Origin of the sequence: Streptomyces sp. yr375, assembly GCF_900110755.1 — a bacterium.
Taxonomy (GTDB): Bacteria; Actinomycetota; Actinomycetes; order Streptomycetales; family Streptomycetaceae; genus Streptomyces.
The window spans coordinates 340,508-366,362 of sequence record NZ_FOFF01000002.1 but is presented as its reverse complement, the minus strand read 5'-3'; the positions used below and the strand labels follow the sequence as shown (position 1 = coordinate 366,362).

Sequence of the window (25,855 nt, the reverse complement as noted above, 5' to 3'; positions counted from 1 at the left end):
GACATGAGCCCATTGATCTTCGCGTCGTTCCAGGCGCTGAGCCCCAACGGAGTGATCGGCTCCAGCTGGCGGGACCCGTCCAACACCCAGACCGACTACCTGACGATCGAGCACTGGACCGAGCTCGCCAGGAAACTGGAGTCGGGAGGATTCGACTTCCTCTTCTTCGCCGACACCTACGGCTACCCCACCCTCGACGGCGAACTCATCCCGTTCGCCGTCGAAGCCGGGTACAACGTGCCCATGGCGGACCCGGTCACCATCGTGTCGGCGATCGCCGCGGCCACCTCCAAGCTGGGCGTCGTGCTGACCAACAGCACGACGCACGAGAAGCCCGCCGCTCTCGCCCGCCGCTTCGCGACCCTGGACCACTTCACCAGGGGACGCATCGGCTGGAACATCGTCAGCGGGGGCGGCCAGTCGTCGTCGACCGCGCTCTTCGGCGAGCCGATGATCCCGCACGACGAACGCTACCTCCTGGCCGACGACTACCTGCAGATCTGCCTGCGGCTGTGGGAGGCGTCCTGGGCCGACGACGCGCTTCGCGTGGACCGGGAAGCCGGCGTCTACGCCGAACCCGCCGGCGTCCGCCAGGTCACCTACGAGGGCAAGTACCTGCGGACCAAGGGCATCCTCACCCTTCCTCCCTCGCCACAGCGCACACCCCTGCTCCTGCAGGCGGGCACCTCCTCGGCCGGCCGCGACTTCGCCGCCCGCTACGCCGAGTGCGTTTTCGTCGGCGGCGGCGATCCGGCGGTCGTCGCCCGCAACATCACCGCCATCCGGGACCGCGCCGAGGAGATCGGCCGGCCACGGGACTCAGTGAAGTTCCTCGTCGGCGCCGGTTTCGTGGTGGGCACGAGTGAAGCCGAAGCGCAACGCAAGTACGACAATCTCCTCGGCTTCGCGACCCTGGAGCACGCGGCGGCGACGTTCGCCTGGTCGACCGGTGTCGACCTGCTCAAGTTCGACCTGGACAAGCCGCTCCCGGAGGTGCACAGCGAGATCGGCCAGACCAACCTCGACCGCTTCCGCTCACCGGACGGCACGAACCCCACCGTCCGGGAGATGCTGGAGGACTACCGTCGGCACGGCATCAACGGCACCACCTTCATCGGCACCCCGGAGAAGGTCGCCGACGAGGTCGAGGCCTTCGTCGAGGCCACCGGCGCCGACGGATTCCTCGTCCAGCAGCACATCACCCCCGGAACGCACGACGACTTCATCGAACTGCTCAGGCCCGTGCTGCTGAAGCGCGATCTGATGCGGCCCACCCGTGAGGACGTCACGTTGCGGGAGCAGCTTCTCGGCGCGGGGCCACGCGTGGCGGCGACCCACCCCGGGGCGGAGCTCACGTTCACGACGACAGCGTCAGCCGACGACTAGACGACTTGGGGGAACAGCCGTGTCTTTTCTTCATCAGCCCTCCGATACGAAGCTGCTGCGGCGGACGTTCGGCGCCTACCCCTCCGGTGTGGCAGCCCTGGCCGCGACCGTCGACGGCGAACCCACGGTGCTCATCGCGTCCTCCTTCACGGTCGGCGTGAGCCTGGAGCCGCCCATGTGCCTGTTCGCGGTGCAGAACACCTCGACGACCTGGCCGGTCCTGGCCCGCGCCGAACGCCTGGGCGTCTCCGTCCTGGGGATCAGCCACAGCGCACAGGTCCACCAACTGGCCGGCAAGGACAGGGCCGCACGGTTCCATGGCATCGAGGTCACCGAACTGGAGTCCGGCGCCCTGCTCATCAACGGGTCGCCCGTCCACCTCGAATGCAGCGTGGTGCATGACTACGCGGCCGGCGACCACCGGGTCATCGTCCTTGAGGTTCTCGCCACGAACACGAACCCCGAGCAGCTGCCGCTGGTCTTCCACAACTCGCGGTTCCACACCCCCGTGGCCGTCTGAACCAGACCAGCACAGCGCGGCGCAGCCCGCAACGACGTGGGCCGCGCCTCAACTGCTTCTCCAACCGTCCTACTTGACCACAGGAAGCTCCACGTAGGTCCTGCCGCCCAGATGCACGGTCACGTCACCGAGCGGGTTGTCGGGAACGATCCGCGGATAGTCACCGCCGCCGATCGTGATGCGCAGCTTCTCCCCCGGCTTGAACTCCCAGTGGGTCTGGCCGAGTTGGACCGTGTACTGCGTCGGCGCGCCGGGAGTGACCGGCTTGGCCTTCTCCAGACCGGCCCTCAGCTGCGCCCGCAGATAACCTGTTTCGATCGGCAGGACGCGGCCATCGGGCAGGACGGTCTCCAACTTGCTGACGAAGTAGGTGTCCTTCGTGTCGATCGACGCGTTCAGGTGCAGCGTGACCGGGCCGGCGAGTGTGGTGTCCGCGGTGAACGCCGGAAGGGTGAAGGTGGCCCGGTCGGTCACATATCGGCCGTTGGACAGCACGTTGTTCTGTTCGGCCGCGGCCTGGTTCTGGCCGGGGTCGTAGGGCAGGGTTCCGGTGACGGCCGCCGACGGTCCGTCGATCGGGTTGATCTGGTAGCGGTATCCCGTGGACGCGGGCGCACTCTCGGCGAGAGAGCCGTCCGACGTCGGATACAGGAGCGAGCCCGAAGTCGCCGTCGAGGGCCACTGGTCGTAACCGTGCCAACTGCCGGACGCCTTGGTGGAGGTGGACGCGTAGCTGATCACACGGTCCGGGGGCAGCTCTGCTCCGGGGAGCTTGGCCAGCCAGTGGTCGAACCACTGGAGGACGACGGAGAGCGAGATCGAGTTGGTGGCGTCGACGCCTTGCAGGGCCGGATCCAGTCCCGGGATCTGGAGGAAGCCGCCGTGGATCCACGGTCCGTTCAACAGCCAGGTCTGCTCGGGCCGTTGCTTGAGCGCGTCGAAGCCGCCGTTCTTGAAGATGTCGAAGTAGCCGCCGATGTGCAGCGCCGGGACCTTGACGTCGTGCAGCTTGTCGGTGGTGACCGCCTGCTTCCAGTAGGCGTCGTAGAGCGGGTTCTGCTGGAAGCTGCGGAGCGTGCTCGTGTGGTCGGCGGGGCTGAGGATCGGGCCGCCGTTGGCCCACCAGGTGCCGTTGGTCGAGGGGACTCCGCCGGGGTAGACCCACTCCGAGTAGATGTTGGTCGGGGAGACGATGGGGATGATGGCGCGCAGGTGCGGCGGCTGGAGTGCGGCGGCACGGTAGGACGTGATGGAGCCGTAGCTCTGCCCCATCTGCCCTACGTCGCCGGTCGAGTTGGGCTGTCGTGCCAGCCACTCGATCAGGTCGTAGTTGTCGGTGGCCTCCTTGGGCTGGAACCACGAGGGGAAGGTGCCCGTCGAGCTGCCCGAGCCTCGGACGTTGCAGGTCAGAACGTTGTAGCCGCGCCCGGCCAGATAGCTGTACGCCGGGTTCTGGCGGTACATCTGGTACGGCGTGAAGTCGACCAGCAGGCTCGGGTGTTTGCCGCTGTCGACCTTGCCGTCATGGCCGGGCTTGTAGAGGTAGCAGTCGAGGCGGGTGCCGTCCCTCATGGGCACGCGCACCTCGGTGTCGATGCTGTCGTACTCAGCGGGCCGGTCGTAGCCGAGCCAATCGTGGATCGCCTTCGGGGCGGGCGAGTTCAGCAACCCGGGGGTCGGATACGAGTCCTGCGCGGAACCGCCGGTGGAGCTCGCCGGGGCCGGGGCGAAGCCGGCCAGGGTCAGCGCGGTGGCCACAACAGCGGCCACCACTGCGGTTCTCCGTGAGCGGGGAAGACGTGCCACAGCGCCACTCCCTTGTGATCAAGCTGTGTGGGTACGCAATCGCGTACGTTAGTACCGCGACATGAACCGGTCAACGATCGCGCACCCTGCTGAAGCCGTGACACGTCGGCAGTCAGTACGTCGCTCGTCCGCCGCTGATGTCGTAGACGGCTCCGGTGGAGAAACTGACCCTCTCGGACGCCAGGAACGCCACCAGTTCGGCCACTTCCTCCGGCCGGCCGATCCGGCGCATCGGGATCAGACCGGTGATGTGGGCCAGCACGTCGGGCACCGTGCTGTCGTTCATGGGCGTGGCGATGACCGCGGGCGTGATGACGTTGACCAGGACTCCGGTGGTGGCCAGTTCCTTGCCCGCGGACTTGGTGAGGGCGATCACGGCGGCCTTGGAGGCGGAGTAGACCGACAGATTGGCGTTGCCGTCTTTGCCGGCCATGCTGGCGAAGTTCACCACACGCCCCCAGCCGCGCTCGCGCATACCGGGGACGAAGGTCCGCAGGGTGTTCACGGTGCCCAGCACGTTGACGTCGAGGACTCGACGCCACTCCTCTGCCGTGGTCTCGGTGAGCGGCTTGTTCGGGCCGACGACGCCGGCCGAGTTGACCAGGATGTCCACGGGCCCGATCTCGCCGGCGACCCTGCGCAGCGCGTCCTCGTCCGTCACGTCCGCGTGGACGTCGGCGCCCTGGAGGTCGAGTGTCGTCACGGTCAGGCCGTCGGCCCGGAGACGCTCGGCGGTGGCCGCGCCGAGTCCGCCGGCGCCTCCGGTGACGAGGGCCGTCCTGGCTGTCGTATCAGTGCGATTCACGGCTCACCTCCGAGCCACTGGACCCGACGAGGAAGTCGAGGTCGGCGCCGGTGTCGGCCTGCAACACGTGGTCCACGTAGAGCCGTTCCCATCCGCGCCTGGGGGTGGCGAAGCCCGTGACGGTGGCTGAGTCCGGCGTCCTGCGGGCCAGTTCGGCGTCCGGTACGTCGACGTCGAGGCGGCGGGCTGCCACGTCCAGGGTGACGAGGTCCCCGGTGCGTACGAGGGCGAGCGGTCCGCCGGCCGCGGCCTCCGGTGCCACGTGCAGGACGACCGTGCCGTACGCCGTGCCGCTCATCCGGCCGTCGCAGACGCGAACCATGTCACGAACGCCCTGTTCGAGGAGCTTCTTCGGCAGAGGCATGTTCGACACCTCCGGCATGCCGGGGTACCCCTTGGGGCCGCAGCCGCGCAAAACGAGGACCGAGTCGGCGTCGACATCGAGGTCCGGGTCGTCGATGCGGGCGTGGAAGTCCTCGATGCTGTCGAACACGACAGCCCGGCCACGGTGGCGCAGCAGGTGGGCGGAGGCCGCCGCGGGTTTGATGAGTGCTCCGGCGGGTGCGAGGTTTCCGCGCAGTACGGCGATGCCGCCCTCGGCGACGAGCGGTTCGGCTCGGGTGCGGATCACCTCGGGGTCCCAGATCGGGGCGTCGTCGAGGTAGTCGACCAGTGGTTTGCCGGTGACGGTCAGCGCGTCGAGGTCGAGCAGGTCGCGGACCTCGCGCAGCACGGCGAGCAGGCCTCCGGCGCGGTGGAGGTCGTCCATGAGGAAGCGGCCGGCCGGCTGGAGGTCCACGAGGACCGGCACGCGGGAGCCGATGCGGTCGAAGTCGTCGAGGGTCAGTTCGACACCGAGCCGTCCGGCGATCGCGAGCAGGTGGACGACCGCGTTGGTCGACCCACCGACTGCGGCCAGCGCCACGATCGCGTTGTGGAAGGACGCCTTGGTCAGGAAGGTGCCGGGTCGCCGGTCGGCGGCGACCATGTCGACCGCCAGCCGGCCGGTGTCGTGTGCGGCGGCCAGCAGTCGGCTGTCGGGGGCGGGGGTGCCGGCGACCCCGGGAACGACCGTGCCCAGGGCCTCTGCGACCACAGCCATCGTCGAGGCGGTACCCATCGTGTTGCAGTGCCCCCGGCTGCGGATCACCGACGACTCGGAGCGGGTGAACTCCTCCTGGGAGAGCGTGCCGGCGCGGACCTCCTCCGACAGCCGCCACACATCGGTGCCGCAGCCCAGTGGTGTACCGCGGAAGGTCCCGGTCAGCATCGGGCCGCCCGGCACCACGACGGCGGGCAGGTCCACCGACGCGGCGGCCATGAGCAGCGACGGAATCGTCTTGTCGCAACCGCCCAACAGGACGACGCCGTCAAGGGGGTTGGCCCGCAGCATCTCCTCGGTGGCCATCGCCGCCATGTTCCGCCACAGCATGGCCGTGGGCCGTACCTGGGTCTCCCCCAGCGACACCACGGGCAGGTCCAGCGGGATACCGCCAGCCTCGTACACCCCGTTGCAGACCGAGGCGGCCACCTCGTTCAGGTGCGCGTTGCAGGGGGTCAGGTCCGAGGCGGTGTTGGCGATGGCGATCTGCGGACGACCAGTGAAGGCGTCCTCCGGAACACCGCGCCGCATCCACGCCCGGTGGATGTAGGCGTTGCGGTCCTGGCCCTCGTACCACTGTGCGCTACGGAGTCTCACCGTGAACTCCTTCCAATAATCGACACGATGGTCTAATTTTTGGAACGACATGGAGCATACGCAGCCGCACGACGGACCGACAGACCTTGGCGAGGACGGTCCAACAGGCGCCGAGGGCATCCGACTTGTGGGTTCGGACCGGGTCCTGGCCGTCCTCAGGGAACTCTCCCGTTACCCCGGCGGGGTGGGCCTTGAGGAGCTGACCCGGGCGATCGGCAGCCCCAAGCCGACCGTGCACCGGGCTCTGGGCGCACTGCGCCGGGCCGTCTCGCCGACCAGGACGACCGCGGCCACTACGTCCTCGGCGACGAGTTCCTCCGCATGGCCTTCGCCCACCACGAGGCCCGACCCGAACACGTCCGCCTACGACCCCTGCTGGACACGCTGGCCGCGCGGTTCGGCGAGACCGCGCACTACGCGATCCTCGACAGGCGTGAGGTGGTGTACCGCGCCAAGGTCGACCCGCCGGCCGGCGCCGTCCGACTGACCTCGACGGTGGGCGGCCGCAACCCCGCGCACGCCACCGGTGTCGGAAAGCTGCTGCTCACCCACCAGTTGGATACCCTTGCGGACGTCGAGGCGTGGATCGGCGACTCCCCACTTGAACGCCGGACACCCCGAACCCTGCACACGGCCCACGACTTGCACCGTGAGCTGCGCACGATCCGCGCCAAGGGCCACGCCTGCGACGACCAGGAGAACGAGACGGGGATCAACTGCCTTGCCCTGCCTGTGTACGCGACCTCGCCCACGACACCCTCCGGCGCCGTGAGCATCAGTGCGCTGACCTACCGCACACCCCTGTCCACCCTGCTCGACTCACTCGCCGAGATCCGTGCCGTACTCGGACCTCTGGGTGAGCCGCACCGATGAACCCCCGCCGCCCCAGCAACGGAGTCCGACCTGTGTACCTCATGCGCATCGACGCCCCCGACGCCGAGAAGCCCGTCACCCCTGTCCACGACGAGACGTACGCGGACGGAACACGATGAGCACCCGTCCGATGCGGGCCTTCGTGCTGACGGCCCCCGGGAAGTACGCCGTTCAGGAGGTCCCGGCACCGGCGGCCGCACCCGGTGAGGCCGTCGTCGACGTCGAACGGGTTGGCGTGTGTGGTACCGACATGGAGTTCTACACCGGTGCGATGGCCTACCTCCATCAAGGGCACGTTCAGCTTCGTCGCCTCCGTCATCACCAGCCCAGGGGCGACGCCGTTGGCGTGGATGCCGTCCTTGCCGTACTTGCGGGCGACATGCCGGGTCAGCGCGCCGATGCCGGCCTTCATCACCGAGTACGCGACCTTGTCCGCCATACCGGCGTAGACGGCACCGGACACGGTGTTCACCACGGAGCCGCCGCCCGCGATCATGTGGGGCAGGGCGTGCTTGAGTGTCAGCAGGTAGCCGGTCAGGTTGACGTCGATCGTGCGCTGTCAGGCCGCCAGGTCGATGTCCACGACGTTCGTGTCCTTGGCGACCTCCTCCGGATGGATGTTGGCCGCCACGTTGAACAGCCCGTCGATCCGCCCGTACTCCTTCATCGCCCGGTCGATCTGGCTCTTGACCTGGCCCTCGTCCGAGATGCCGACGACCATCGCGACGCCGTCTCCCCCGTTACCTTTTCCGTGACCCCGCAATGGGGCCTCGGCCGAGGTCTCCACCACGTCGCTCACCACGATCGTGGCAGCGCCCGCGCCCAGGAACTTCGCCGTGGCGGTCGCGAGTCCGCCCGCGCCGGCGAAGACGACGACCCTGTTGTTGAGGCCTTCCATCAGTGATCTCCTTCAAGCTCGATGCGAGGCCGCAAGAAACGTACAGTGATGTACGGATAAGTACCAGTAGTCTGCGCCGCATGTCAGAAGAGGATCAGCACACGAAACGGCGAGACGCCGCCCGCAACCGGGAGCGGCTGCTGACTGCCGCACGCAAGGCGTTCGCCGAACATGGCCCCGACGTCGCCTTCGAGGAGATCGCCCGCGCCGCCGACGTCAGCCGGACCACGCTCTACCGCAACTTCGCCACTCGGCAGGAACTCGCGGCGACGGTCTACGAGGACAACGTCACGCACATCGAGCAGCACGCCGCGGGACTGGGCGAGCGCCCGGACGCCGTCGTACGTCTCCTAGACTTCGTGCTCGACATGCAGCGCGACAACCGGGCCCTCGCGCACATCCTGTCCGGCGCGGACGTGGCATGGCTCACCGGCCTCTCCACCAGGACCGTGGCCGCGTTCCAGCCCCACTTCGAACGCGGCCTCACGGCCCGAATCGTCCGCCCGGACGTCGAGGTCGAGGACCTGATGCTGGCCTTCCCCATGGCGGCCGGCGCGATGGCGGACAACGACGCCGTCCACCGCGAGGAGTTGAACGACCGCGTCCGCGCCATGCTCCACCGAGCCCTCTTCACGGGGCAGGAGCACCACGGCTGACGGACGGCGCAGACCCTACGGCGACTCCACCGCGTCCACGACGACCTCGACCGGTGCGCATCCGGCCGCCGTGACGGTGACGCCGATCCTTCCCGCTCCGCCCGGCCGGACGACCGCGACGGCACGACCGTCGTACGTGCGATGCGTGGCAGAGGTGAAGGTCTCCTCGGTGGCCGGGTTGCCGCTGCCCATCCCCTGCAACACGCCCGGACCGGTCACCGTCACGGTCACCTGGCGGTCCTCCGCGAACCGATTGCCCTCACCGTCGACGAGGGAGATCTCGACGAACGCCAGATCCGAGGAGTCGGCCCGGATCACGGCCCGGTCGACGACCGCCCGGAGCCGCACCGGTCCGGTCGCCGACGTCAGGCCGAAGCGGCCCGTTTCGACGCCGTCGCGATAGGCGATCGCGGTGACGTTCCCCTGCTCGTAGACGGTGTCGAAGGCGGTGCGGTACCGGTGGCCGGGACCCACGGGACTACGGCCGACCGACCGGTCGTTGACGAGCAGCTCGACCTCGTCGGCGTCGCTGTAGACCTCGACCACGACAGGGCGTCCTTCGAAGTCGCCCCAACTCCAGCTCGCGACGCTGTCGCTCCACGCCCATGCACCGACCTCGACCCGTTGGCCGTGGCGTGAAGGGCGCTGCACGGCGATGTACGGGTCGGCGCGCAGGCCGTAGACGATCTCGCGGTAGTAGGAGGCGGGTCGTCGCCACCCCGTGATGTCGATGTCGCCGCACCCGGCCACCAGCCAGGGATACGGGCCGCTCAGCGGCTCGCCGGGATCCTCGTCGTCGGGGTAGCGGACGCGGCCGATGCCGGCCTCGCCGAGGTAGTCCCAGCCTGTCCAGGTGAAGTCGCCGAGGACGTGGGTGTTGCGCTCGACCAGGTCCCAGTACCGATCGATCAGCGTCGGGAAGGTCTCGGTGCCCAGGATGATCCGGTTCGGGAACAGCTTGCGGTCCGTCTCGTAGCGGCCGTCGAGGTAGTTCATGCCGGCAACGTCGAGCACGCCGAACGACTCGGCCGTCTTGCGGGTGACGTTCTCGGAGGAGCCGATGCCGTTCATCAGGTCGCCGAGGTCCGACATCAGGGTGTTGATGCCAGGGCTGTCGTCACCGGCAGCCGGCACAAGGCCGCTGTCCGTGGGCTCGGACTCGGGCTCGGGCTTGGGCTTGGACTTGGGCTGCATCATCTCGACGACGTCGGGCAGCACGGCGAGCATGCCGTTGACGGCGTTCGTGACGAACCTCGTGTCGTCGAGCGCGCGCACCTCCTCGGCGAGTCTGCGACCCCACACCCCACCCCTGGGCGTGCCGGTCTCGGGGATCTCGTTGCCGATCGAGTACAGGACGACGCTCGGGTGGTTGAAGTCCCTCGCGATCATCGACTCCAGATCCCGCTCCCACCACTCCACGAAGTGCAGGGCGGCTCCGAACTCGGTCTTGCCGGTGGTCCACATGTCGAAGGCCTCGTCGATCACCAGCATGCCCAGCCTGTCGCAGGCGTCGAGCATGGCCGTGCTGACGGGGTTGTGCGAGGACCGGATCGCGTTGAACCCCGCCCGCTTGAGGATCTCCACCCGGCGCTCGTCCGCCCGTGCGATGGTCGCGGCGCCGATGACGCCGTTGTCGTGATGGACGCAAGCGCCACGCAGCTTCACCGTCTCGCCGTTGATCCGCAGTCCCGAGGCCGGGTCCAACTGGAGCCGCCGGATGCCGAATCGGGCCGTCCGCGACTCCGACAGCCGGCCGTCGTCGTACAACTCGACGGTGGCGGTGTGGAGTTGCGGGGTGTCGACGCTCCACAGGGCGGGCTCGTCCACGTAGTGCCTGAGGCGACTGACGGCCGGCTCGCCGGGCAGCACGGTCACGACGGCGGACGACGAGGCGACAGCCCGGCCACCGGGGTCGGCGATCTCGGTTCGCACCTCGACCGTGCGCGTGGCGACGGAGTCGTTGACGACCGTGATCTCGGCTTCCACGACCGCCAGTCGGGGCTCGATGTCGGGTGTGCGGACCCGGATTCCGTCGACCGCGAGATGCACCGGCTCCAGGACGTGCAGCCAGACGTCCCGGTAGATGCCGGCGCCGGTGTACCAGCGGCCGTCCTGGTGGTTGCGTGCCTCGACGTGGATCTCGTTGCGGCCCGCGCGGACCAGGTCGCTCGCGTCCACCAGGAACCGGGCGTATCCGGAAGGCCGCTGACCGGCGTAGTCGCCGTTCACATGGATCACGGCGTCGCGGTACACGCCCTCGAACTCGAGGACCACCCGCTTACCGGCCTCGGCCTCGGGGAGGTCGAAGAACTTGCGGTACTCGTAGACGCCCCCGGGGTGGTAGGCCGTCCAGGCTCCCCGCGGCAGTTCGGGATCGCGGGTGCGGGTGATCATCGCGTCGTGCGGCAGGGTGACGTCCTGGTACGGGACGGCGGCTCCGCCCATCTCGGCGAACGGATTGGACTTCTCGCGGTACTGCCATCCGCCGTTGAAGCTGCTGCGGCTCATCAGTGTTCCTCCGAGTCGGCCACCAGACAAGAGGAAACGTACGCCACTGTACGGATCACTGAACAGAGGGCAGCGCGAAGGAGCCGACCGGGGCAGCTCCGATGTACAGGGAGCTCTCGACCAGGAAGCCCTCCCACGGCGAACCGCACGGATTGACCAACCAGCGGCTCGCTCACAGCACTTCGGCGATCTTTCCCTGCCCGCTTTCCGCATACGATCACTCACCCCCACACATTCACCCGACACGCCCTCTTTGTTGCAATATGTTCCAATACAGGTTGTGGCCGACCCGCTCGTTGCCCCGACCGGTCGCGAGCAGTACTCGTGGTGCCTCCACCGCACCCGCCGCGACCACGACGCGTTCGCATCTGATCGTCCGCTGGACCGGCCCCTCCTCGTCGACGACCGTCCTCACCGCGGTGGCACCGCCTCGGCCATCGTGCACGACCTCAACGGCCTGTGCCCGCAAGAGGAAATCGCAACGGCCGGTTGCGAGGCCTCGCGGCACCGGCGCGTCGTGGGCGCCGCTCTTCGCGTCGACCGGCCAGACGTGGCCGACACACTGCGGGCAACCCACGCATGCGGGTCGCCCGAGGCGATGTTCGGCATTGATCGCGAACGGTACGGGTCCCGCCCTCCAGCCAAGACCACGCGGCTCTTCGGCATGGACCTGACTCATCGGAGGCCCAGCAGGGCCAGCATGAGTTAGCCGCGGGTGCATGGGGGGGGTCCGGCGCACCACCGGTCCCTGCGACGCACCGGCGACCCCGATCTCCTACTCCACCCGGTCGCAGTAGGGAACGAGCTCGTCATGGTCGAACGGCCAGTCACCGCCACAACGCTGCCCTCCGGCGCGCCATAGCGGCGCACCATGACAAACACCTCGGGGAAGAACCGCAAGGGCATCCCCCGACACAGGCAGGTGCCGCCGCCCAGGCACATCGCCACAAGGCCCTACGCGAACGGGCTCCCATCACCCTCAAGTCGCGCCACGGTGCCGTCGGCGCGATCGAAGAGTCTCGGGGGGGGGTTCCCGGCTCCCGAACCCGCGTTGCCCACGTAGATCGACATGCGCTGCCTCGACCGCGGCCAGCGCACAGGAACTGCACGAGGTGCACGCCCGCCCGTTCGAGGCCGCGATCCCCCTGGCGCATCTCGGCCCGGTGATGAACTCCTACTCCGAGCACGACGGCGTGCCCATCGGTGCCTCCCACGCGATCCTCACCGAGCTGCTGTGCGGGCGTTTTGGGGTTCACCGGCATCGTCGTGGCCGACTACACGACCACCAAGTGGCTCGCCTCACAGCAACGGGGCGTCGCCGACCACCAGGGGGTCGGCGTCCTGGCCCTGGCCGCCCGGCTCGACGTCGAACTCCCCGGCATCGCCGGATGCGGCCCCCGCACTCGCCGAGGCCGTCAAGGCGGGCCGGATCGGCGAGGACGTACTGGACCGGTCCGTACGCCGCGTACTGCGTGACAAGTTCACCCTCGGCCTCTTCGACCGCCCGTACATCGACGGGGATCCCGTCGTCATCCAGCGAACCGCCGCCGAGAGCACCGGTCTGTGCCGAGAGTCGGCCCCCAAGTCGGTGACTCTGCTGACGAACGCGGACGCCGTCCTCCCCTCGGCACCCGGCACGCGCAGAGTTGCGGTCGTCGGTCCGCTCGCCGATGATGTCTCCGCCGTCTTCCCCACCTAGCACCTACTACGTCGCGCTCACCAGGTCGGGACGCGTCACGCTGGCCGTCTGATCAGCATCGGAATCCCAGCGTCTGCCCCATGCCTCCGCCTGCAGCATGGGGCGGGACGCCCCCCAGCCTGCCCCTCGGTGGCACCCGTGTTTGCGTCCCCAGCATAGTTACGTTCCGCCCGCAGGGCTCCACCTCCCCAGGCAGAGCTCAGTCCGCCGGGTCGGACCTCGGGGCAAGATCCGGGCCATTCCCGGACCATCGAGCCGCCACTCGCCTCATTCGAGGCTGTTTCCACAGGTCAGCGACATGCAAGACGTGTACCACCAGCAGACCAAGAACCTGCTCGTGTCGTACTCACCGAAGAAGCTGGGCTTCTTCTGAGGTCAAACGAAAGGGTGCCTGACCTGGGAAATCTCCCGTCAGGCACCCTCACGGCCATAACTGCGGCGGTCCGGGTAGGCGGTGATCCAGCGTGCGGCCTCGCGTGGAGATGGCGGGCGCTCACGGGGCTGATCCTGGGGTAGCCCGCGTCACAAGGGTGCGACGGCTGTCTTCACCCGCTGGTAGTGGCGCACAGCCTCGAAGAGCCTTCGGGCATGCCGCCCTGCCGGCGTGCCCGCAGCAGCATCCTCGACGCTCAACTCAGTCGATGACGGAGTGGACTCCGCCAAGCTCAGCGCCGGGATGCTATCGGAGCCAACTCCGCGTCATCGGGGGATGGTGATCAGGACGCGGCCACGGCCTCCGGCGTCGACGCGGTCGTGGGCCTTGGCGATGTCCTCCAGCGAGTAGCGGTCGCCGACATCGATGGTGAGAGCGCCGACAGCGGCTGCGGAGGTCAGGTCGCGGGCGGCCCGGCTTCTGGCCTCGGCCGGGAAGTCGTCGCTGCCGAGCAGCCGCAGGGTGACGTTGTTGAACAGCAGAGGCCAGAACGGAATCTCGGTGCGGTCGGCGCGAGTGGCGTAGGCCGCGATCACCGCGTTGTTCGCGGCGATGGCGTTGTCGAGGTCGGCGTTGTCCGACAGGGCCACCTCGATGATCCGGTCGACGCCCTGGGGTGCGTACGCGCGGATCGCCGCCGCCGGGTCCTCCTGGTCCAAGGCGACGGCGTGGGCTACGACGGCCGGGTCGACGAGGTCGAGGTCCGCGTCACGGCGGACGGTGGCCAGCACGGTGGCGCCTGCCCAGCGGGCGAGCTGGGCTGCCAGGGAACCTACTCCCCCGAGCACGCCGTGCACGAGCACGAACTTTCCCTCGACCGGCCCGTCGGCGAAGACAGCGCGGTGGGCGGTGATCCCGGGGATGCCCAGGCCCGCGCCGAGTTCGTCACCCAGGTGGTCGGGCAGCGGCACGGCCTGGCTGTCGGGTACGACGGTGTACTGGGCGGCGGTACCGAAGGGACGGTAGGACTGGGCGCCGTACACCCAGACCCGCCGGCCGATTCGGCGGGCGTCGCCCCCTTTGCCGACCGCATCGATGACGCCGGCGGCGTCGCTGTGCGGGATCACCCGCGGGTAGGGCATCGACGAGCCGAGCCAGCCGCGCCGCTTCTTGGTGTCGCCGGGATTGACGCCCGAGAGGGTGACACGGACGCGGACCTCGCCGGGGTCGGGCTGAGGATCGGCCAGTTCACCGACGCGCAGGACGTCGGCGGCGGGGCCCTGTTCGTCGTACCAGGACGCAAGCATGGGCAGGTGCCTCCGGGGCCGGTCAGCTCGCAGGTTCTTCGAGCCTGGGGGGGATCGTTGTCGGTGCGCGCCGTGAAGGGCGCGGGCAGCTCCTCGCCGAGGATTTCGCGCAGCCAGGCACGTTCGGCCGTGCTGATGGCGCGGGCGGTGAGCAGCATGCCGCGGCGGTAGGGATCGGAGACGCCCTCCGCTCGCAGCGGCCGCTCGCCGTCGTAGAAGAAGCTCGCCGGCTCCTCCAGGAACTCCAGTCGCCTACGAAGCACCGCGTGCTGCTCGGCCACGTCGGGCACCTGGGAGAGGAAGGCCAGAATGGTGAAGAACCGGGTGAAGTCGGTGATTTCGTGGTCGGCCGGCTTGCGTAGGCGTCCGAGCAACTCTGCGCGCCCGGCCTCGGTCAGGCTCAGCACATACCTCGCGGCACCTGCGGCCGGATCGGCGCGCCGCTCCAGCACACCCGCCTTCGCGAGGCGGTTGATCGCCGGGTAGAGGCTGCCGTCACTGACCGGTCGTGTGTAACCGGTCAGCCGCGAGACGCGGCGGCGCAGCTCGTGTCCCGGCAGGCGCCCCTCGGCCAGGAAGCCAAGGATCGCTAGCTCCAGCATGACTCCATCATCACACGACTGCATCGAATCGATGCGTACATCGATTCGATGTTTTACTCTCCGAGTCCTGATCGGTACTGCGTGCTGCGGCTACATTTCCGGCGCCATGGCCACCGCCGCTGCCGCCGCCACTGCCGCTGGCTCGACGCCACTCACCCGCACCCGCTCATCGACAAGTTCATCGCCGTGGGCACCGGCCCGGTCAGCGCGGTCTCCTTGATCCCGGCTGCCTGCACACGCGCTGAGGCGGACTACGACGTGCACGCCGTCCTGGCCGAACGACGGCCGGTGCGGTCAGGCGTCGTCGGTATCGGTAGATGTCGCCTCTCCGCCGGGCATGGCGAGGGTCAGCACGTTGCCGGAGATGGCCCGGCCGCCGTCGGGGACCTCTTCGATCGGCACCATGGCGGTGGCGCGGGCGCGCTCGCCGTAGAGCTCAAGGTGACTGCGGTTGCCGCAGCCCTTGGAGGAGCAGTTCGATCAGTCGGCGGGGGTCGTAACGGGGGTCGTCGTCGCGTCCGACGCAGAGGTTGCCGATGCCGCGCATCAGCTCGTAGGGCTGGATGCCGGACCTGATCTCCCCGGCGTCGACTGCGGCGTCGAGCAGCTGGGTGCTCACGGGCAGCAGGCGGTCGATGAAGTAGGCGTGCAGCGCGGCGAAGCGGTCGGTGTCGGACTGCAGGGCATCGGCGAGCCCGTGCTTGGTGACCAGGAAGTCGACGAAGAGGTCGATCCACTGACGCAGCGCGTCGAACGGAGAGTCCGCACTGGCCATCAGGTTCGGGCCGGCCTCCGCGCATGCCTCGATCTGGTGGCGGTAGACGGCGGTGACGAGATCCGCCCGAGTCGGGAAGTGGCGGTAGATCGTGGCCATTCCGACGCCGGCCTGGGCCGCGATCCGGCGGATCGGCGCGTCGACGCCGGAGGCGACGAACACCTCGGCGGCGGCCGCGAGCACCCTCTGCTGGTTGCGCTGGGCGTCGGCGCGCTTACTTCGGGCCCCCTTGTCCGCGGGGCTCTCGGTGGGCATCACGCTCTTCCTTCCGACGTCACTTGACAAAACGGAGCACTGTTCCGGATATTAAGTGGTGCAGCGCTCCACTTAAAGGCTAACCGAAGGAGCGCTCCGGTACGCCCTGTCCGCCGTCAACCGGCCGAGACCGGCGGCGGGGCCCGTAGAAGGGGAAGCGGCACAATCATGAGCACATCCACCTCCACCGCCGACATCTTGGGCTCGCCCGTCCCGGTCCTGTCCTACAGCCCGGTGGTGCTGCCCGTACCCGGACGCCCCGTGGACCTCGAGGTACGAGTCACCGCACCCGAGACCGGAACCGACCTGCCCGTCATCCTGCTCTCCCACGGCCAGGGCCCCTCGAACAACCTCTCCTCGCTGAACGGCTACGCGCCACTCGTCAACTTCTGGGCGGCGCACGGATTCGTCGTCATCCAGCCCACCCACCTCACCTCCAGGACACTGGCCCACCTGGTGGCCGACGCCCCCGGGGCACCCTTCTTCTGGCGCTCGCGCTCCGAAGACATGCCGCACATCCTCGACCGGCTCGATGTGATCGACAAGGCCGTGCCTCTGCTCGCCGGCCGGATCGACCACACCAAGGTCGCCGTCGCCGGACACTCTTTCGGCGGCTTCACCTCCAGCCTCCTGCTCGGCGCCCGGGTCACCGACCCCGACACCGGGGAGGAAGTGAGCCTCATGGAGCCCCGGATCAAGGCGGGTGTCCTGCTGGCCTCGCCCGGTCGGGGCGAGGTCCTCAACGGACCCATGGGCAGCGCGCTGCCGGTCTTCGGGACCATCGACTTCTCCACGATGACCACGCCCACGCTGGTCGTCGTCGGCGACGAGGACGACTCCCGGCACTTCACCGACATGGGGCCGGACTGGCACGCCGACCCCTACACCCTCGGCCCGAGCCCCAAGTCCCTGCTCACCCTGTTCGGCGCGGGGCACGCGCTCGGCGGAATCCCCGGATACGACGTGGCCGAGACCACGGACGAGAACCCCGATCGAGTCGCCGCAGTCGCACGGCTCACCGCGGCCTACCTCCGCACCGAGCTCTACCCCGGAGACTCCGCCTGGCAGACAGCCCGCGACGAGATGACGGCCGGCCCCAACCCGCTCGGACAGGTCGAATCCAAGTAGGTCCGCCCAGGCCAGCAGCACGAGACCGCCCGCGGCCCCGCTTCCCGGTTCCCCGTGACCTCCCGGACGGCCTCCCGGACGAGCTGCCGCCCGGCTTCGCCCGGTCAGGCCGCTCGGCCGTAACCGCCGGAGCGGGCGAGCCGTCGCCGTGGAGCGGGCTGAAGTCGACGTCCACGTACGGGTCGTACGGGTCGTACGGGGGTCAGCGAAAAGCGGTGCAGGTGCGTTCTCGCGGAAGCCGGAGCGCAGGCGTCGCAGCAACAGGGTGGAGGAGACGGCGCCCTCCCGAACGGGGATCGCCACCCGCATCAGGTGCCGAAACCGGGACTCGATCAGGTCGAAGTCGATGACGTCATGACGTTACGGCCGCTTTTGCCGAACAGGGCTCGATGCGGAGGTACTCGGTCTGCTTGGCGGGCCGGTAGAAGGTGAGGTCCTTCCAGTTCCTGATCCTGATCCTGATCCTGATCCTGATCCTGGGCATGAGCTCGAAGCCCAGCAGATGAGCCAGGGCACGAACCGGGAAGGCCTGGCCCTGGATATCGGCGGGCATGGGTGGTCGGCTTCAGCTCGCTCGTGTTCTTGAGCAGGCCCTCGATGATGTGGACGGCTTCCCCCACACCGCATGGGATGGAGTGCGTGAACAGCGCGATGCAGGTGTCGGAGATGGTCCGACGAGGGGGATCCGGTGTTCGCGCTCGGCCTGTTCCAGGTGACCAGGTGCTGGTCGGGCCGTCTTCTCGGGAGATCTGTCGATCTTCGTGGCGTGCAACGGCGACGTCGGCCTTCGCGGCCGCAATGGGTCGTGGAGGCCGACGTCGTGTTCGTCCCCTGGAGTCGGTAACGGTTGCTCGGCGGGGGTGTCCCTGGTTGTCGTGGTGTGGCCGGGGAGGTGGGGGGGTGGTTTAGCTGGTGGTTGCGCGTGTGTCCCACAGCGCGCAGTGGTGGGCGGCGGTGAAGTCGTCGGCCTGGTGTGGGCCGCCGGCTGACGTGGTCTGGAGGACCGTCACCTCGCCGGGCCGCAGGCGTTGGTCGGCCATCGCCGGGAGGCCGGGGGCGCGGGGGACTGTGCGGGCGACGAACGACGACCAGTACTGGATCATCTGGCGGGACAGTTCCCGTTCCTCGGCGTTGAACGGTGCTTCGTGTCCGTTGTGGCGGAAGAGGTACTGGAGGTCGTTGGTGTGGGTGGCCCCGAAGTCGTAGTCGGTGTTCTGGTTGCGGAGATTCTCGGCGGGCGGACCGGTCACGTCCGCGAACTCGTACTGGTACACCGGCGCGCCCTGGGCGAGTTGCCGGCTCACCCGTGCGGTCGGGCAGGAATAGTCCCGGTCGCCGCGGGCGGCGGCGTGTGCGAGCGTCGGGGTCGGGGACCCGGTCAGCGGATAACGTGCCAGCACCTCGTCGGCGATGTCCTCGCCGAACCAGTCGCGCATGGTCTGGGGGTACTGCTGCGCCGTCAGCGGCTGTCCCTTGCCGTCGAAGTCGAAGTAGTCGAAGTAGCGTCCCTCGGTGCGGGTGGTGCCGAAGAGAGCCGGCACCTTGGCCTGTTGACCGGCCGCGAAGGTCTCGGCGGGCTGGCGCGGCAGCACGCGGTCGCCGGCGACGGGTCCCCAGCCGCGGCCGGACTGTGCGGCGAGAAGTTCCTGCGGGGTCTTGGTGCGCAGGCAGTCCAGCACGGCGTCCGGTTCGGTGTCCGGTTCGGTGTCCGTGCAGCCCAGGGCTTCGGCGTAGGCGCGGCCGGTGGTCTCGGCGGTCTTGACGGGGATGGCCGCGCAGTCGCGGTAGGACGCGGACTGGCTGATCGCGGCCCGGAAAAGGCCGCGTGCGGTGGGCGAGGCCAGTTGGGTGCACACGGCACGGCCGCCCGAGGACTCGCCGGCGATGGTGACCGCGTGCGGGTCGCCGCCGAAGCGGGCGATGTCGGCGCGTACCCAACGCAGCGCCGCCTGCTGGTCGAGCAGGCCGTAATTGCCCTGCACACCGGGCAGGGTGAGGAAGCCGGAGGCACCGAGGCGGTAGTTGATGGTCACGACGATCACGTTGCCGTCCGCGGCGAAACGGTCGGCGACGTAGTCCTTGCCGCCGCCCTGGATCATGCCGCCGCCGTGGATCCACACCATCACGGGCAGCCGCCGCGGGTTCGCCGGGGTGTAGACGTTCAGGTTCAGGCAGTTCTCGGTGTAGGTGGCCTGTTGGGGGTTCGTGCCCTGCAGACAGCGGGGGCCGAACGCCGTGGCGTCGCGTATGCCCTTCCAGGCCGGGTGGGGCTGCGGCGGACGCCAGCGCAGCGCGCCGACCGGATCGGCGGCGTACGGGACGCCGAGGAACTGCCGCCCCTCGGCGGTCGCCTGGCCCCGGATCGGGCCGGCGGTGGTCTGTATCACCGGGGACTTGCCTGATCCTGATGCGGTCCGGGCGGGATCGGCACCAGGGGCAGAGGTGGAGGAGAGAGCAGAGGCAGGGGTTAACACAGACAGCACGGTCGCTAGACACGTTACGGCGGCTGTGCGACGGGCTCGGAACATGGGGGGATTGTCCTTTCACCGCTCGACGTACTGGAGTTGTGCAGTACGCAGCAATGGAAGGATATTGAAGTCTCAAGGTCTTGTGGTCGAAAAGCGGAACCACCCATTCGCCGGGTGCGGCTGATCCCAGGTGTGGCCGACGGAGACCTTCGATGACGCCAGCTCGAGCGGGCCGATCTCTACGGTGGCAGCGCGGGCAACTCGTCTTGGTCCAGTGCGGGCGCGAGCTCCTCACTAACGTGCGCATCGTCTTGCGCCCGGGCGTGCTCCTGTGCGGTCGGCAGCCCCCGCTCAGTCATCTTGCGGTGGGCTGCGCGAAGGCCTCGGGGCCGATACGCACCCGGCGAGCGATGCTCTCGCTGTCGAGACGGATGCGATGGACGTACCAGCGGCGGACCAGCGTGTCCCGGTCATACCCGGCGGCAGGACGATGACGACGGTCAGCTTCTCGTCGGGGCGGCTACGGCCTCAGTGGGTCCGCGCAGCCGCCGGACGACGATGGCCGTGTCAGGTGGTCGGGCTGCCTGCGATCCACTCGCTCCACGCCATGTTCCAATCGCTGAGGCCGTTGTCCGCGGCCAGCGTGGTCTTGTCCGCGGAGTTCTTGACGACCACGACGTCACCGATCATCGAGTGGTCGAAGAACCATGCGGCGGGCTTACTGCCGTCGCCGCCGCCCCTGACATCCTTGAGGCCTACGCAGCCGTGGCTGGTGTTGACCTTGCCGAAGACGGAGTCGGCACCCCAGTAATTGCCGTGGATGAAGGTGCCGGAGTCGGTCAGGCGCATGGCGTGCGGTACGGCCTTGATGTCGTACGAGGGCTTGCCGTCCTTCTCCGTGAGGCCGACGGTCGCACCGTTCATATGGATGTGGCTGAACTTCTCGGAGATCACCATCCGACCGTTGTACGTCGGGTGCTCGCGGCTGCCCGACGAGATCGGGATGGTCCTGATCGTCCTGCCGTTCCGGACGACGGTCATCTGCTTCGTCTTTGCGTCCACGGTGCTGATCTGGCTCCGGCCGATCTTGAACGTGACCGTCTTCTGGACGCCGTCGCGGGTGAGCGTGACGGTGACGGTGGAGCCGGGCTTCCAGTAAGTCTCGGGGCGGAAATCCAGACGGTGGTCGTTGAGCCAGTGACCGACGACCCACTGGCCGCTGCTGGAGCTGACCTGGATCTCCGACTCCACGGCCGCCTTGTCGCTGATCGCCGTGTCGAAGTCGACCGTCACCGGCATGCCCACGCCGACGGTCGAGCCGTTTTCGGGGGAGACGTGCCCGATGAAGTCGTTGGCCGGGGAGACCGTGGTGATGGTGGCGTTGCCGGTGGCGGAGCGGCCCTTGGCGTCCTCGGCCTCCGCCGCGATCTGATACTTGGTGGCACGCTCCAGTCGGCCGTCCGGCTTCCAGGAGGTGCCGTCCGCAGACAGAGTGCCCGGGATCTCGACACCGGTCGCGACGGCGGTCATGGTCACCTTGACGAGCTTGCCCTTACTGACGGTGACACCGACCGGGTCGTTGATCCCGACGCCGTGGACACCCTGGCCGGGCGTGATCTCTATTCGGGCGTCGGAGGCTTCCTGGGTGCCCGACTGACTTACCCGCGCCTGCGGTCTCGGGGGGTTCCCGGCGCCGTTGCTGCCGGTGGCGGCGTTGCTCGTACCGCCGAGGGCCGTGACCGCGAGTATGCCCCCGAGTACGCCGGCGGTAGCCACCAGCCCGGTGCGTCGTCTATAGAGCGTGATCAAAGGCTTCTCCATGCCGTTGGACTCTGCATCCCTGTGCTGATCGCCGAAGGAGTGCAACCAGCCTTGAAACCACTAAGACATCCATATGTCCATAAATGGGTAAATTGTGGCGAAGGCCACGCATTGGCGGGCGGCAGCTCTGCTCCATCCGGTAGGCGCGTTAGCCGGTTGGCTCGCCCCTGGACACGCCAGAGACTTCGCAGCCTCCGTCCCTCTGGAGGGTGACCACGCCCCGGTCACCGCCGGGGTCGGTCGCGCTGGTGCCTGTCGGCAGCAACAGCTACCGGGAGAGCCAGGTGAGGCGTAGTTCCACGATCTTCTCGCTGGGGACTCCGGCCGGTCTACGTCGAGATCGCCGCCGGGACCGCCGCCCGGACCGTTGTGCGGTCCGTTTAGCGGACCGCAGGCCGACCCGGACAGCCAAGGGGGCCGGCTACTCCTGGCCCACCGTGACCGCCAACGCCGAGACCGCTGGTGAGTTGGCGGGGCGTGGGTCGGATCAGGTCAGTTGTGGTGGGGCCCAGACGTGGTGGCGGAGGATCATGCGTGTTGCGGTGCGGGAGGGGGTCAGCCGCATCGCTGTGTTTCGTAGGACGACGGCCAGTGGGTGGGAGAGTTGCTGGCCGATCCGCCCGGCACGGCGGGCGGCCCGCGCGACGGACTGGCTGCGCGGTCGGCGCTCGGCGTCGTAGCGGGCGAGCCCGGCCTCGACGGTGGGCTCGGTGGCCAGCGCGGCGGCCAGGGTGATCGCGTCCTCCAGCGCCTGGCAGGCGCCCTGTCCGAGGTTGGGGGTCATCGCGTGTGCCGCGTCGCCGAGCAGCGCGGTCCGGCCGACCGTGTACGAGGGGAGCGGTGTGCGGAGTTCGTTGACGTCGTGGTGCAGCACGGCCGTGGGCCGGGTCGCGTCGAGGAGGGTGGGTATCGGGTCGTGCCAGATGTGGAATCGTCTGCGCAGTTCGTCCAGTGGGTCGGTGAACCGCATCCCGGCGGGGAGGTTGAGGACGGCGTGCCACTCGGCCCGCCCGTCGGGGAAGGCGATGTGCCCGAACTCGGCCCCGCGCCCCCAGGTCAGCTCGAAGTCGGTGCGCAGGTCGACCGCCTGCTCGGTGATGGCTCGCAGTACCGTCGAGCCGCTGTAGACCGGGCCCGGGTGGGCTGGGAAAAGCTGGCTGCGCACCTTGCTGCCGATGCCGTCGGCCGCCACCACCAGATCGGCGTCCAGGACCGTGTCGCCGCAGACGACACGAACCGTGCGGGGGCTGAGCTGCTCGACCGAGTCCGCCTCGGAGCCGATCAGCAGTGCCTCGGCGGGGACGCAATCGCGGAGCAGTCGGTGCAAGGTGGAGCGGGGGATGCCCATGATCGGCCTACCCACCGCCTTCTCGAGCGCCGAGCCGTCCATCCGGGCCAGCCAGCCGCCGCGCGGTGTGCGAGTGCCGCCGTTGTACTGGCCTCGCGAGGCGTCCCGTACCGCGTCGCCGACGCCGAGTTCGTCCAGTGCCCGCAGGCCGTTGGCGGCCAGTGAGATGCCCGCTCCCGCGTCGTCGAGCGTGGACGCGCGCTCGACGACCGTCACTTCCCATCCGATGCGGCGCAGGCCGATCGCGGCGGCCAGTCCGCCGATGCCCCCTCCGACCACCACTGCCGTGTTGCCCATGCCGAAGCCCCCATCCTTCTACATCTGTAGAAGGATGACTCTAGCTGGGGCTCTACAGGTGTAGAAAGGGGTCATGGCTTCGGATCGGCGCACCCTTCTCGCGGACGCGGCTCTCGACGTACTTGCCGACGACGGGGTCCGCGGTCTGACCCACCGTGCAGTCGACCGCAAGGCGGCCATGCCGCCCGGCACCACGTCCGCCTACTTCCGCACCCGAGCCGCGCTGCTCACCGGACTGGTCACCCGCCTGGTCCAACTCGACCAGGCCGAACTGCACACGATGGCCGAAGCTCTTCCTCCTCTGCGCACCGTTGAGGAACTGGTGGACGGCATGACGCTGCTCGCCCGACAGCGACTCACCGGCGAGGGCCGCCGCCGCTCGCTCGCTCGCTACGCCTGCACCGTCGAGAGCGTGCGTGACCGGGAGCTGCGCGAGATCCTCGTACCCCGCGAGAACGCCGGCCGCGATGCTGTCCGGCTGTTCCTCGCCGCGCACGGCGTGACGGACGTCGAAAATCGCACGCACACCCTGCTGACCTGCATCGACGGACTGGTCTTCGACCGGCTGGTGAGCGGTGGCGAAGTACCGCGCGAGGCCCTTGAGGGCCTGGTCGCCGCCGCCCTGCGTTAGGACGCAGACGGACCCGGCCCCATCCACGGTTCTCGGTCCCCCGCCCCCGGTCCCCCGTCCCGAGCAATCGTCGAGACCTGTGGGCAGGACCTGTGGATAGGGTGGGATGTCGCCCTCGCGTTGCGCCGCAGCCGCACCGATGCCGGGGGCTTCGTCACGCCGCAGGTCGCCATGACCGCCTCAGGTGAAGTCCGCAGCCGTGATGCCGTCGGGGTGTCCGAACGGCCACTCCACCAACTCGATCCGGTAACCGTCCGGGTCCGTGAGCCACGACGTCTTCGGGCCGTGCGGGCCGCCCGGGTACTGGAGGGGTTCGGGTCCCAGGCCGTCTTCGGTCAGCGTCCGCAGGGTGGTGTCGAGCGTTTCGACCTGGATCGCGAGGTGGTCGAAACCGCTGCCCACGTCGACCGGTCCGTCGCCGGGGCGGTGGACCAGTTCGAGCGAGGCGGCCGGTTCTTCGGGGAACTTGAGGATCGTGAGGCGAGCCCCGTCGGCGCTCTCGACCCTGCCCAGTTCGACGTAGCCCAAGGCGGTGTAGAAACCGAGCGAGCGGTCCAGGTCGGTGACGCGGTAGGAGACGAAGAGCGTCTTCACGCGGCCTCCTCGGGTCGGCGCACCCGGTAGCGGAGGTGCGTGACGTCTCGGTCCTCGAGCCGTCGGACGAGGTCGAGTTCGATGTGATCACTGCCCAGGTGGTCGAACAGCCGTCGGCCGTCCCCGAGGAGGACCGGAATCAGGTGGATCTCCATCTCGTCGACCTGCCCGGATCGCAGAAGCGCTTGGGCCGCGCCCGCACCATGAACCATGACCGGCCGATCCCCTGCGGCTGCGCGGGCCTGACGGGCGCAGTCCTCGACGTCGGTGACGAAACGCGCGTGGCCGGGTGGGACGTCCCCGTCATCCACGTGGTGGGTGAGGACGAGGATCGGCACGCCGTCGTGGTGGTCGCCCTGCCAGCGCCCGGCGAGTTCGAACGTCCGACGGCCGGAGATCACCGCGCCGGTCGCCAGCGCTTCGCGGTACACCTGGCCGCTCGGACCGTCGGACTCCCGGTCGTCGAGCCAGTCGAAGAGCCGTCCGCCGTCGCGTCCGAGCTCCTGACCAGGCCGGTCGTCCGGGCCGGCGATATAGCCGTCGAGCGACATCGACATGTACAGCCGAATCGGATTGTCCATCCTGGCCTCCATCTCTTCCGCGTGACACCACACCGGGATCCGGCGTTTTCTCCTGATCCGCCGACGGGCGGGACCGTCACAAGGAAGACTTCAGGCAACCGGCAGACTCATCGGCCCAACCCGCCGGGCCTGTTGCCGGGCCTGTTGCCGAGTCTCCGCTCCGGCCTCTGCCTCTGCCTCTGCCTCTGAGGGGGCTGGCAGCAGGCTAACGAGGTGGGGTGCGTTCACGGCCCTTTGTGCATCGGCTCTGGGCGGATTACGGAAGCGCGCATGCCGCGACGGCGGGCGCAGTCGTGCAGGTAGACAGGTAGAGAAGCGGCAACACCCCGCTGATCTTCGGGGACTTGCGGCACCAGGGCGGCTGGATCGCTGCGCGGGGCGCGTTTCGGCTCCGGGTGGCGGACGGCCGAGTTCCATGACGGTGGCGGCTGGTTGTTCTGGGCGAGTGGCAACCTGCCGGGGGCGTGCGGTTATGGGCGTACATCGACGACGCGCCTGCGAACGTCTGGAGCTGAAGCCCCTTCGTCCTACCGCGCCGACGCTCAGCCGCCGAAATGCCAGCCGACCGCGACCGCCCTGCGCCAGTCATCCGCTGGGCGACGGACGGACCGGCGGATCGGCGGATCGGCGGATCGGCGGACCGGCCCACGCAGCGTCCCTCCGGTTCGGCTCCATGTGAAGGCGATGTCGGCGTTTTGGCCATTCCGGATGCTCAGTCGCCCTGTGTCGGACCAGGGCTCGCGGCCCGGCGTGCTCCCCCGCGCCCGCGATTGCGGGCTCCAGAGCGCGTCCGAATGACGTGTGTTCGAAGTTGCTGCGGGGTCG

At 68.9% G+C, this 25,855-nt stretch carries 19 protein-coding genes and 4 pseudogenes; 7 read left to right on the top strand and 16 right to left on the bottom strand.

Annotated features, from left to right (window positions below; genetic code table 11):
* Positions 1-3: 3 nt before the first annotated feature.
* Together BMZ82_RS04135 and BMZ82_RS04130 are read left to right on the top strand one after the other, a co-directional pair.
* Positions 4-1,386, top strand: a complete 1,383-nt coding sequence (locus BMZ82_RS04135; RefSeq protein WP_093771714.1) for an NtaA/DmoA family FMN-dependent monooxygenase — start codon at positions 4-6, stop codon at positions 1,384-1,386.
* A gap of 19 nt (positions 1,387-1,405) precedes the next feature.
* Positions 1,406-1,906 (top strand): flavin reductase family protein, encoded by a 501-nt coding sequence (locus tag BMZ82_RS04130; RefSeq protein WP_093771712.1) that lies wholly within the window; start codon positions 1,406-1,408, stop codon positions 1,904-1,906.
* Between the two features lie 69 nt (positions 1,907-1,975).
* On the opposite strand, the gene BMZ82_RS04125 is transcribed toward BMZ82_RS04130, so the two are convergent.
* The 3 genes from BMZ82_RS04125 to BMZ82_RS04115 all read right to left on the bottom strand — a co-directional run bounded on the left by BMZ82_RS04125 (position 1,976) and on the right by BMZ82_RS04115 (position 6,216).
* Positions 1,976-3,676 (bottom strand): CocE/NonD family hydrolase, encoded by a 1,701-nt coding sequence (locus BMZ82_RS04125; protein WP_143098820.1) that lies wholly within the window; start codon positions 3,674-3,676, stop codon positions 1,976-1,978.
* Between the two features lie 148 nt (positions 3,677-3,824).
* Positions 3,825-4,517 (bottom strand): SDR family NAD(P)-dependent oxidoreductase, encoded by a 693-nt coding sequence (locus tag BMZ82_RS04120; RefSeq protein WP_093771708.1) that lies wholly within the window; start codon positions 4,515-4,517, stop codon positions 3,825-3,827.
* Positions 4,504-6,216 (bottom strand): IlvD/Edd family dehydratase, encoded by a 1,713-nt coding sequence (locus BMZ82_RS04115; protein ID WP_093771706.1) that lies wholly within the window; start codon positions 6,214-6,216, stop codon positions 4,504-4,506. Before BMZ82_RS04115 ends, BMZ82_RS04120 begins: the two co-directional genes overlap by 14 nt.
* A 49-nt stretch (positions 6,217-6,265) precedes the next feature.
* Between BMZ82_RS04115 and BMZ82_RS04110 the strand changes: the two are divergent.
* Both BMZ82_RS04110 and BMZ82_RS41545 read left to right on the top strand, forming a co-directional pair.
* A pseudogene (locus BMZ82_RS04110) lies at positions 6,266-7,089 on the top strand (IclR family transcriptional regulator).
* A gap of 115 nt (positions 7,090-7,204) precedes the next feature.
* A pseudogene (locus BMZ82_RS41545) lies at positions 7,205-7,384 on the top strand (alcohol dehydrogenase); the annotation flags it as partial.
* A gap of 66 nt (positions 7,385-7,450) precedes the next feature.
* Here BMZ82_RS41545 and BMZ82_RS41540 read toward each other — a convergent pair.
* Positions 7,451-7,987 (bottom strand): annotated as a pseudogene (locus BMZ82_RS41540) (SDR family NAD(P)-dependent oxidoreductase); the annotation flags it as partial.
* Positions 7,988-8,067: 80 nt separating this feature from the next.
* Between BMZ82_RS41540 and BMZ82_RS04095 the strand changes: the two are divergent.
* On the top strand, positions 8,068-8,643 hold the full coding sequence (locus BMZ82_RS04095; protein ID WP_093771700.1) for a TetR/AcrR family transcriptional regulator: 576 nt from the start codon (positions 8,068-8,070) through the stop codon (positions 8,641-8,643).
* Positions 8,644-8,658: 15 nt separating this feature from the next.
* On the opposite strand, the gene BMZ82_RS04090 is transcribed toward BMZ82_RS04095, so the two are convergent.
* From BMZ82_RS04090 to BMZ82_RS04060, 6 genes and pseudogenes are all read right to left on the bottom strand, one after another.
* The gene (locus BMZ82_RS04090) at positions 8,659-11,151 is read right to left on the bottom strand and encodes a glycoside hydrolase family 2 TIM barrel-domain containing protein (RefSeq protein WP_093771698.1); all 2,493 of its coding nucleotides are present in this window, start codon (positions 11,149-11,151) and stop codon (positions 8,659-8,661) included.
* Between the two features lie 235 nt (positions 11,152-11,386).
* Positions 11,387-11,830 carry a GMC family oxidoreductase N-terminal domain-containing protein gene (locus BMZ82_RS42620; protein ID WP_177244366.1) on the bottom strand — a complete coding sequence of 148 codons (444 nt, stop codon included), beginning with the start codon at positions 11,828-11,830 and terminating at the stop codon, positions 11,387-11,389.
* A 620-nt stretch (positions 11,831-12,450) separates the two neighbouring features.
* A complete protein-coding gene (locus BMZ82_RS41530) occupies positions 12,451-12,636 on the bottom strand; it encodes a hypothetical protein (RefSeq protein WP_256251746.1) in 186 nt (61 codons plus the stop codon).
* 913 nt (positions 12,637-13,549) lie between these two features.
* Positions 13,550-14,530 carry an NADPH:quinone reductase gene (locus BMZ82_RS04075; RefSeq protein ID WP_093771692.1) on the bottom strand — a complete coding sequence of 327 codons (981 nt, stop codon included), beginning with the start codon at positions 14,528-14,530 and terminating at the stop codon, positions 13,550-13,552.
* A gap of 431 nt (positions 14,531-14,961) precedes the next feature.
* A pseudogene (locus tag BMZ82_RS42615) lies at positions 14,962-15,132 on the bottom strand (PadR family transcriptional regulator); the annotation flags it as partial.
* Between the two features lie 436 nt (positions 15,133-15,568).
* Positions 15,569-16,162 carry a TetR/AcrR family transcriptional regulator gene (locus BMZ82_RS04060; RefSeq protein WP_093771690.1) on the bottom strand — a complete coding sequence of 198 codons (594 nt, stop codon included), beginning with the start codon at positions 16,160-16,162 and terminating at the stop codon, positions 15,569-15,571.
* Between the two features lie 168 nt (positions 16,163-16,330).
* Here BMZ82_RS04060 and BMZ82_RS04055 point away from each other — a divergent pair, with 168 nt between their 5' ends.
* Positions 16,331-17,290, top strand: a complete 960-nt coding sequence (locus tag BMZ82_RS04055; protein ID WP_093771688.1) for an alpha/beta hydrolase family protein — start codon at positions 16,331-16,333, stop codon at positions 17,288-17,290.
* Between the two features lie 352 nt (positions 17,291-17,642).
* Here BMZ82_RS04055 and BMZ82_RS41160 read toward each other — a convergent pair whose 3' ends face one another.
* The 4 genes from BMZ82_RS41160 to BMZ82_RS04035 all read right to left on the bottom strand — a co-directional run bounded on the left by BMZ82_RS41160 (position 17,643) and on the right by BMZ82_RS04035 (position 23,224).
* Positions 17,643-17,843, bottom strand: a complete 201-nt coding sequence (locus BMZ82_RS41160; protein WP_093771686.1) for a Tn3 family transposase — start codon at positions 17,841-17,843, stop codon at positions 17,643-17,645.
* Between the two features lie 352 nt (positions 17,844-18,195).
* Positions 18,196-19,677, bottom strand: a complete 1,482-nt coding sequence (locus BMZ82_RS04045; RefSeq protein ID WP_177244365.1) for a carboxylesterase/lipase family protein — start codon at positions 19,675-19,677, stop codon at positions 18,196-18,198.
* Positions 19,678-20,325: 648 nt separating this feature from the next.
* The gene (locus BMZ82_RS04040) at positions 20,326-21,579 is read right to left on the bottom strand and encodes a L,D-transpeptidase (protein ID WP_177244364.1); all 1,254 of its coding nucleotides are present in this window, start codon (positions 21,577-21,579) and stop codon (positions 20,326-20,328) included.
* Positions 21,580-22,066: 487 nt separating this feature from the next.
* Entirely contained in the window at positions 22,067-23,224 is a 1,158-nt protein-coding gene (locus tag BMZ82_RS04035; protein WP_093771680.1) for an FAD-dependent monooxygenase, read from the bottom strand.
* Between the two features lie 73 nt (positions 23,225-23,297).
* On the opposite strand from BMZ82_RS04035, the gene BMZ82_RS04030 reads away from it, so the two are divergent.
* Positions 23,298-23,855, top strand: a complete 558-nt coding sequence (locus BMZ82_RS04030) for a TetR/AcrR family transcriptional regulator (protein WP_093771678.1) — start codon at positions 23,298-23,300, stop codon at positions 23,853-23,855.
* A 180-nt stretch (positions 23,856-24,035) separates the two neighbouring features.
* Here BMZ82_RS04030 and BMZ82_RS04025 read toward each other — a convergent pair whose 3' ends face one another.
* Positions 24,036-24,449 (bottom strand): VOC family protein, encoded by a 414-nt coding sequence (locus tag BMZ82_RS04025; RefSeq protein WP_093771676.1) that lies wholly within the window; start codon positions 24,447-24,449, stop codon positions 24,036-24,038.
* Positions 24,446-25,030, bottom strand: coding sequence for a dihydrofolate reductase family protein (locus tag BMZ82_RS04020; RefSeq protein WP_093771674.1), 585 nt, complete (start codon positions 25,028-25,030; stop codon positions 24,446-24,448). The genes BMZ82_RS04025 and BMZ82_RS04020 overlap by 4 nt, the downstream gene beginning before the upstream one ends.
* Positions 25,031-25,855: the final 825 nt, after the last annotated feature.

Coding starts and splice junctions, on each gene's coding strand:
- BMZ82_RS04135 (WP_093771714.1), top strand. CDS start 4: ATGAGCCCATTGATCTTCGCGTCGTTCCAGGCGCTGAGCCCCAACGGA.
- BMZ82_RS04095 (WP_093771700.1), top strand. CDS start 8,068: ATGTCAGAAGAGGATCAGCACACGAAACGGCGAGACGCCGCCCGCAAC.
- BMZ82_RS04090 (WP_093771698.1), bottom strand. CDS start 11,151: ATGAGCCGCAGCAGCTTCAACGGCGGATGGCAGTACCGCGAGAAGTCC.
- BMZ82_RS42620 (WP_177244366.1), bottom strand. CDS start 11,830: ATGAGTCAGGTCCATGCCGAAGAGCCGCGTGGTCTTGGCTGGAGGGCG.
- BMZ82_RS04075 (WP_093771692.1), bottom strand. CDS start 14,530: ATGCTTGCGTCCTGGTACGACGAACAGGGCCCCGCCGCCGACGTCCTG.
- BMZ82_RS04060 (WP_093771690.1), bottom strand. CDS start 16,162: ATGCCCACCGAGAGCCCCGCGGACAAGGGGGCCCGAAGTAAGCGCGCC.
- BMZ82_RS04055 (WP_093771688.1), top strand. CDS start 16,331: ATGAGCACATCCACCTCCACCGCCGACATCTTGGGCTCGCCCGTCCCG.
- BMZ82_RS41160 (WP_093771686.1), bottom strand. CDS start 17,843: ATGCCCGCCGATATCCAGGGCCAGGCCTTCCCGGTTCGTGCCCTGGCT.
- BMZ82_RS04040 (WP_177244364.1), bottom strand. CDS start 21,579: ATGGAGAAGCCTTTGATCACGCTCTATAGACGACGCACCGGGCTGGTG.
- BMZ82_RS04035 (WP_093771680.1), bottom strand. CDS start 23,224: ATGGGCAACACGGCAGTGGTGGTCGGAGGGGGCATCGGCGGACTGGCC.
- BMZ82_RS04030 (WP_093771678.1), top strand. CDS start 23,298: ATGGCTTCGGATCGGCGCACCCTTCTCGCGGACGCGGCTCTCGACGTA.
- BMZ82_RS04020 (WP_093771674.1), bottom strand. CDS start 25,030: ATGGACAATCCGATTCGGCTGTACATGTCGATGTCGCTCGACGGCTAT.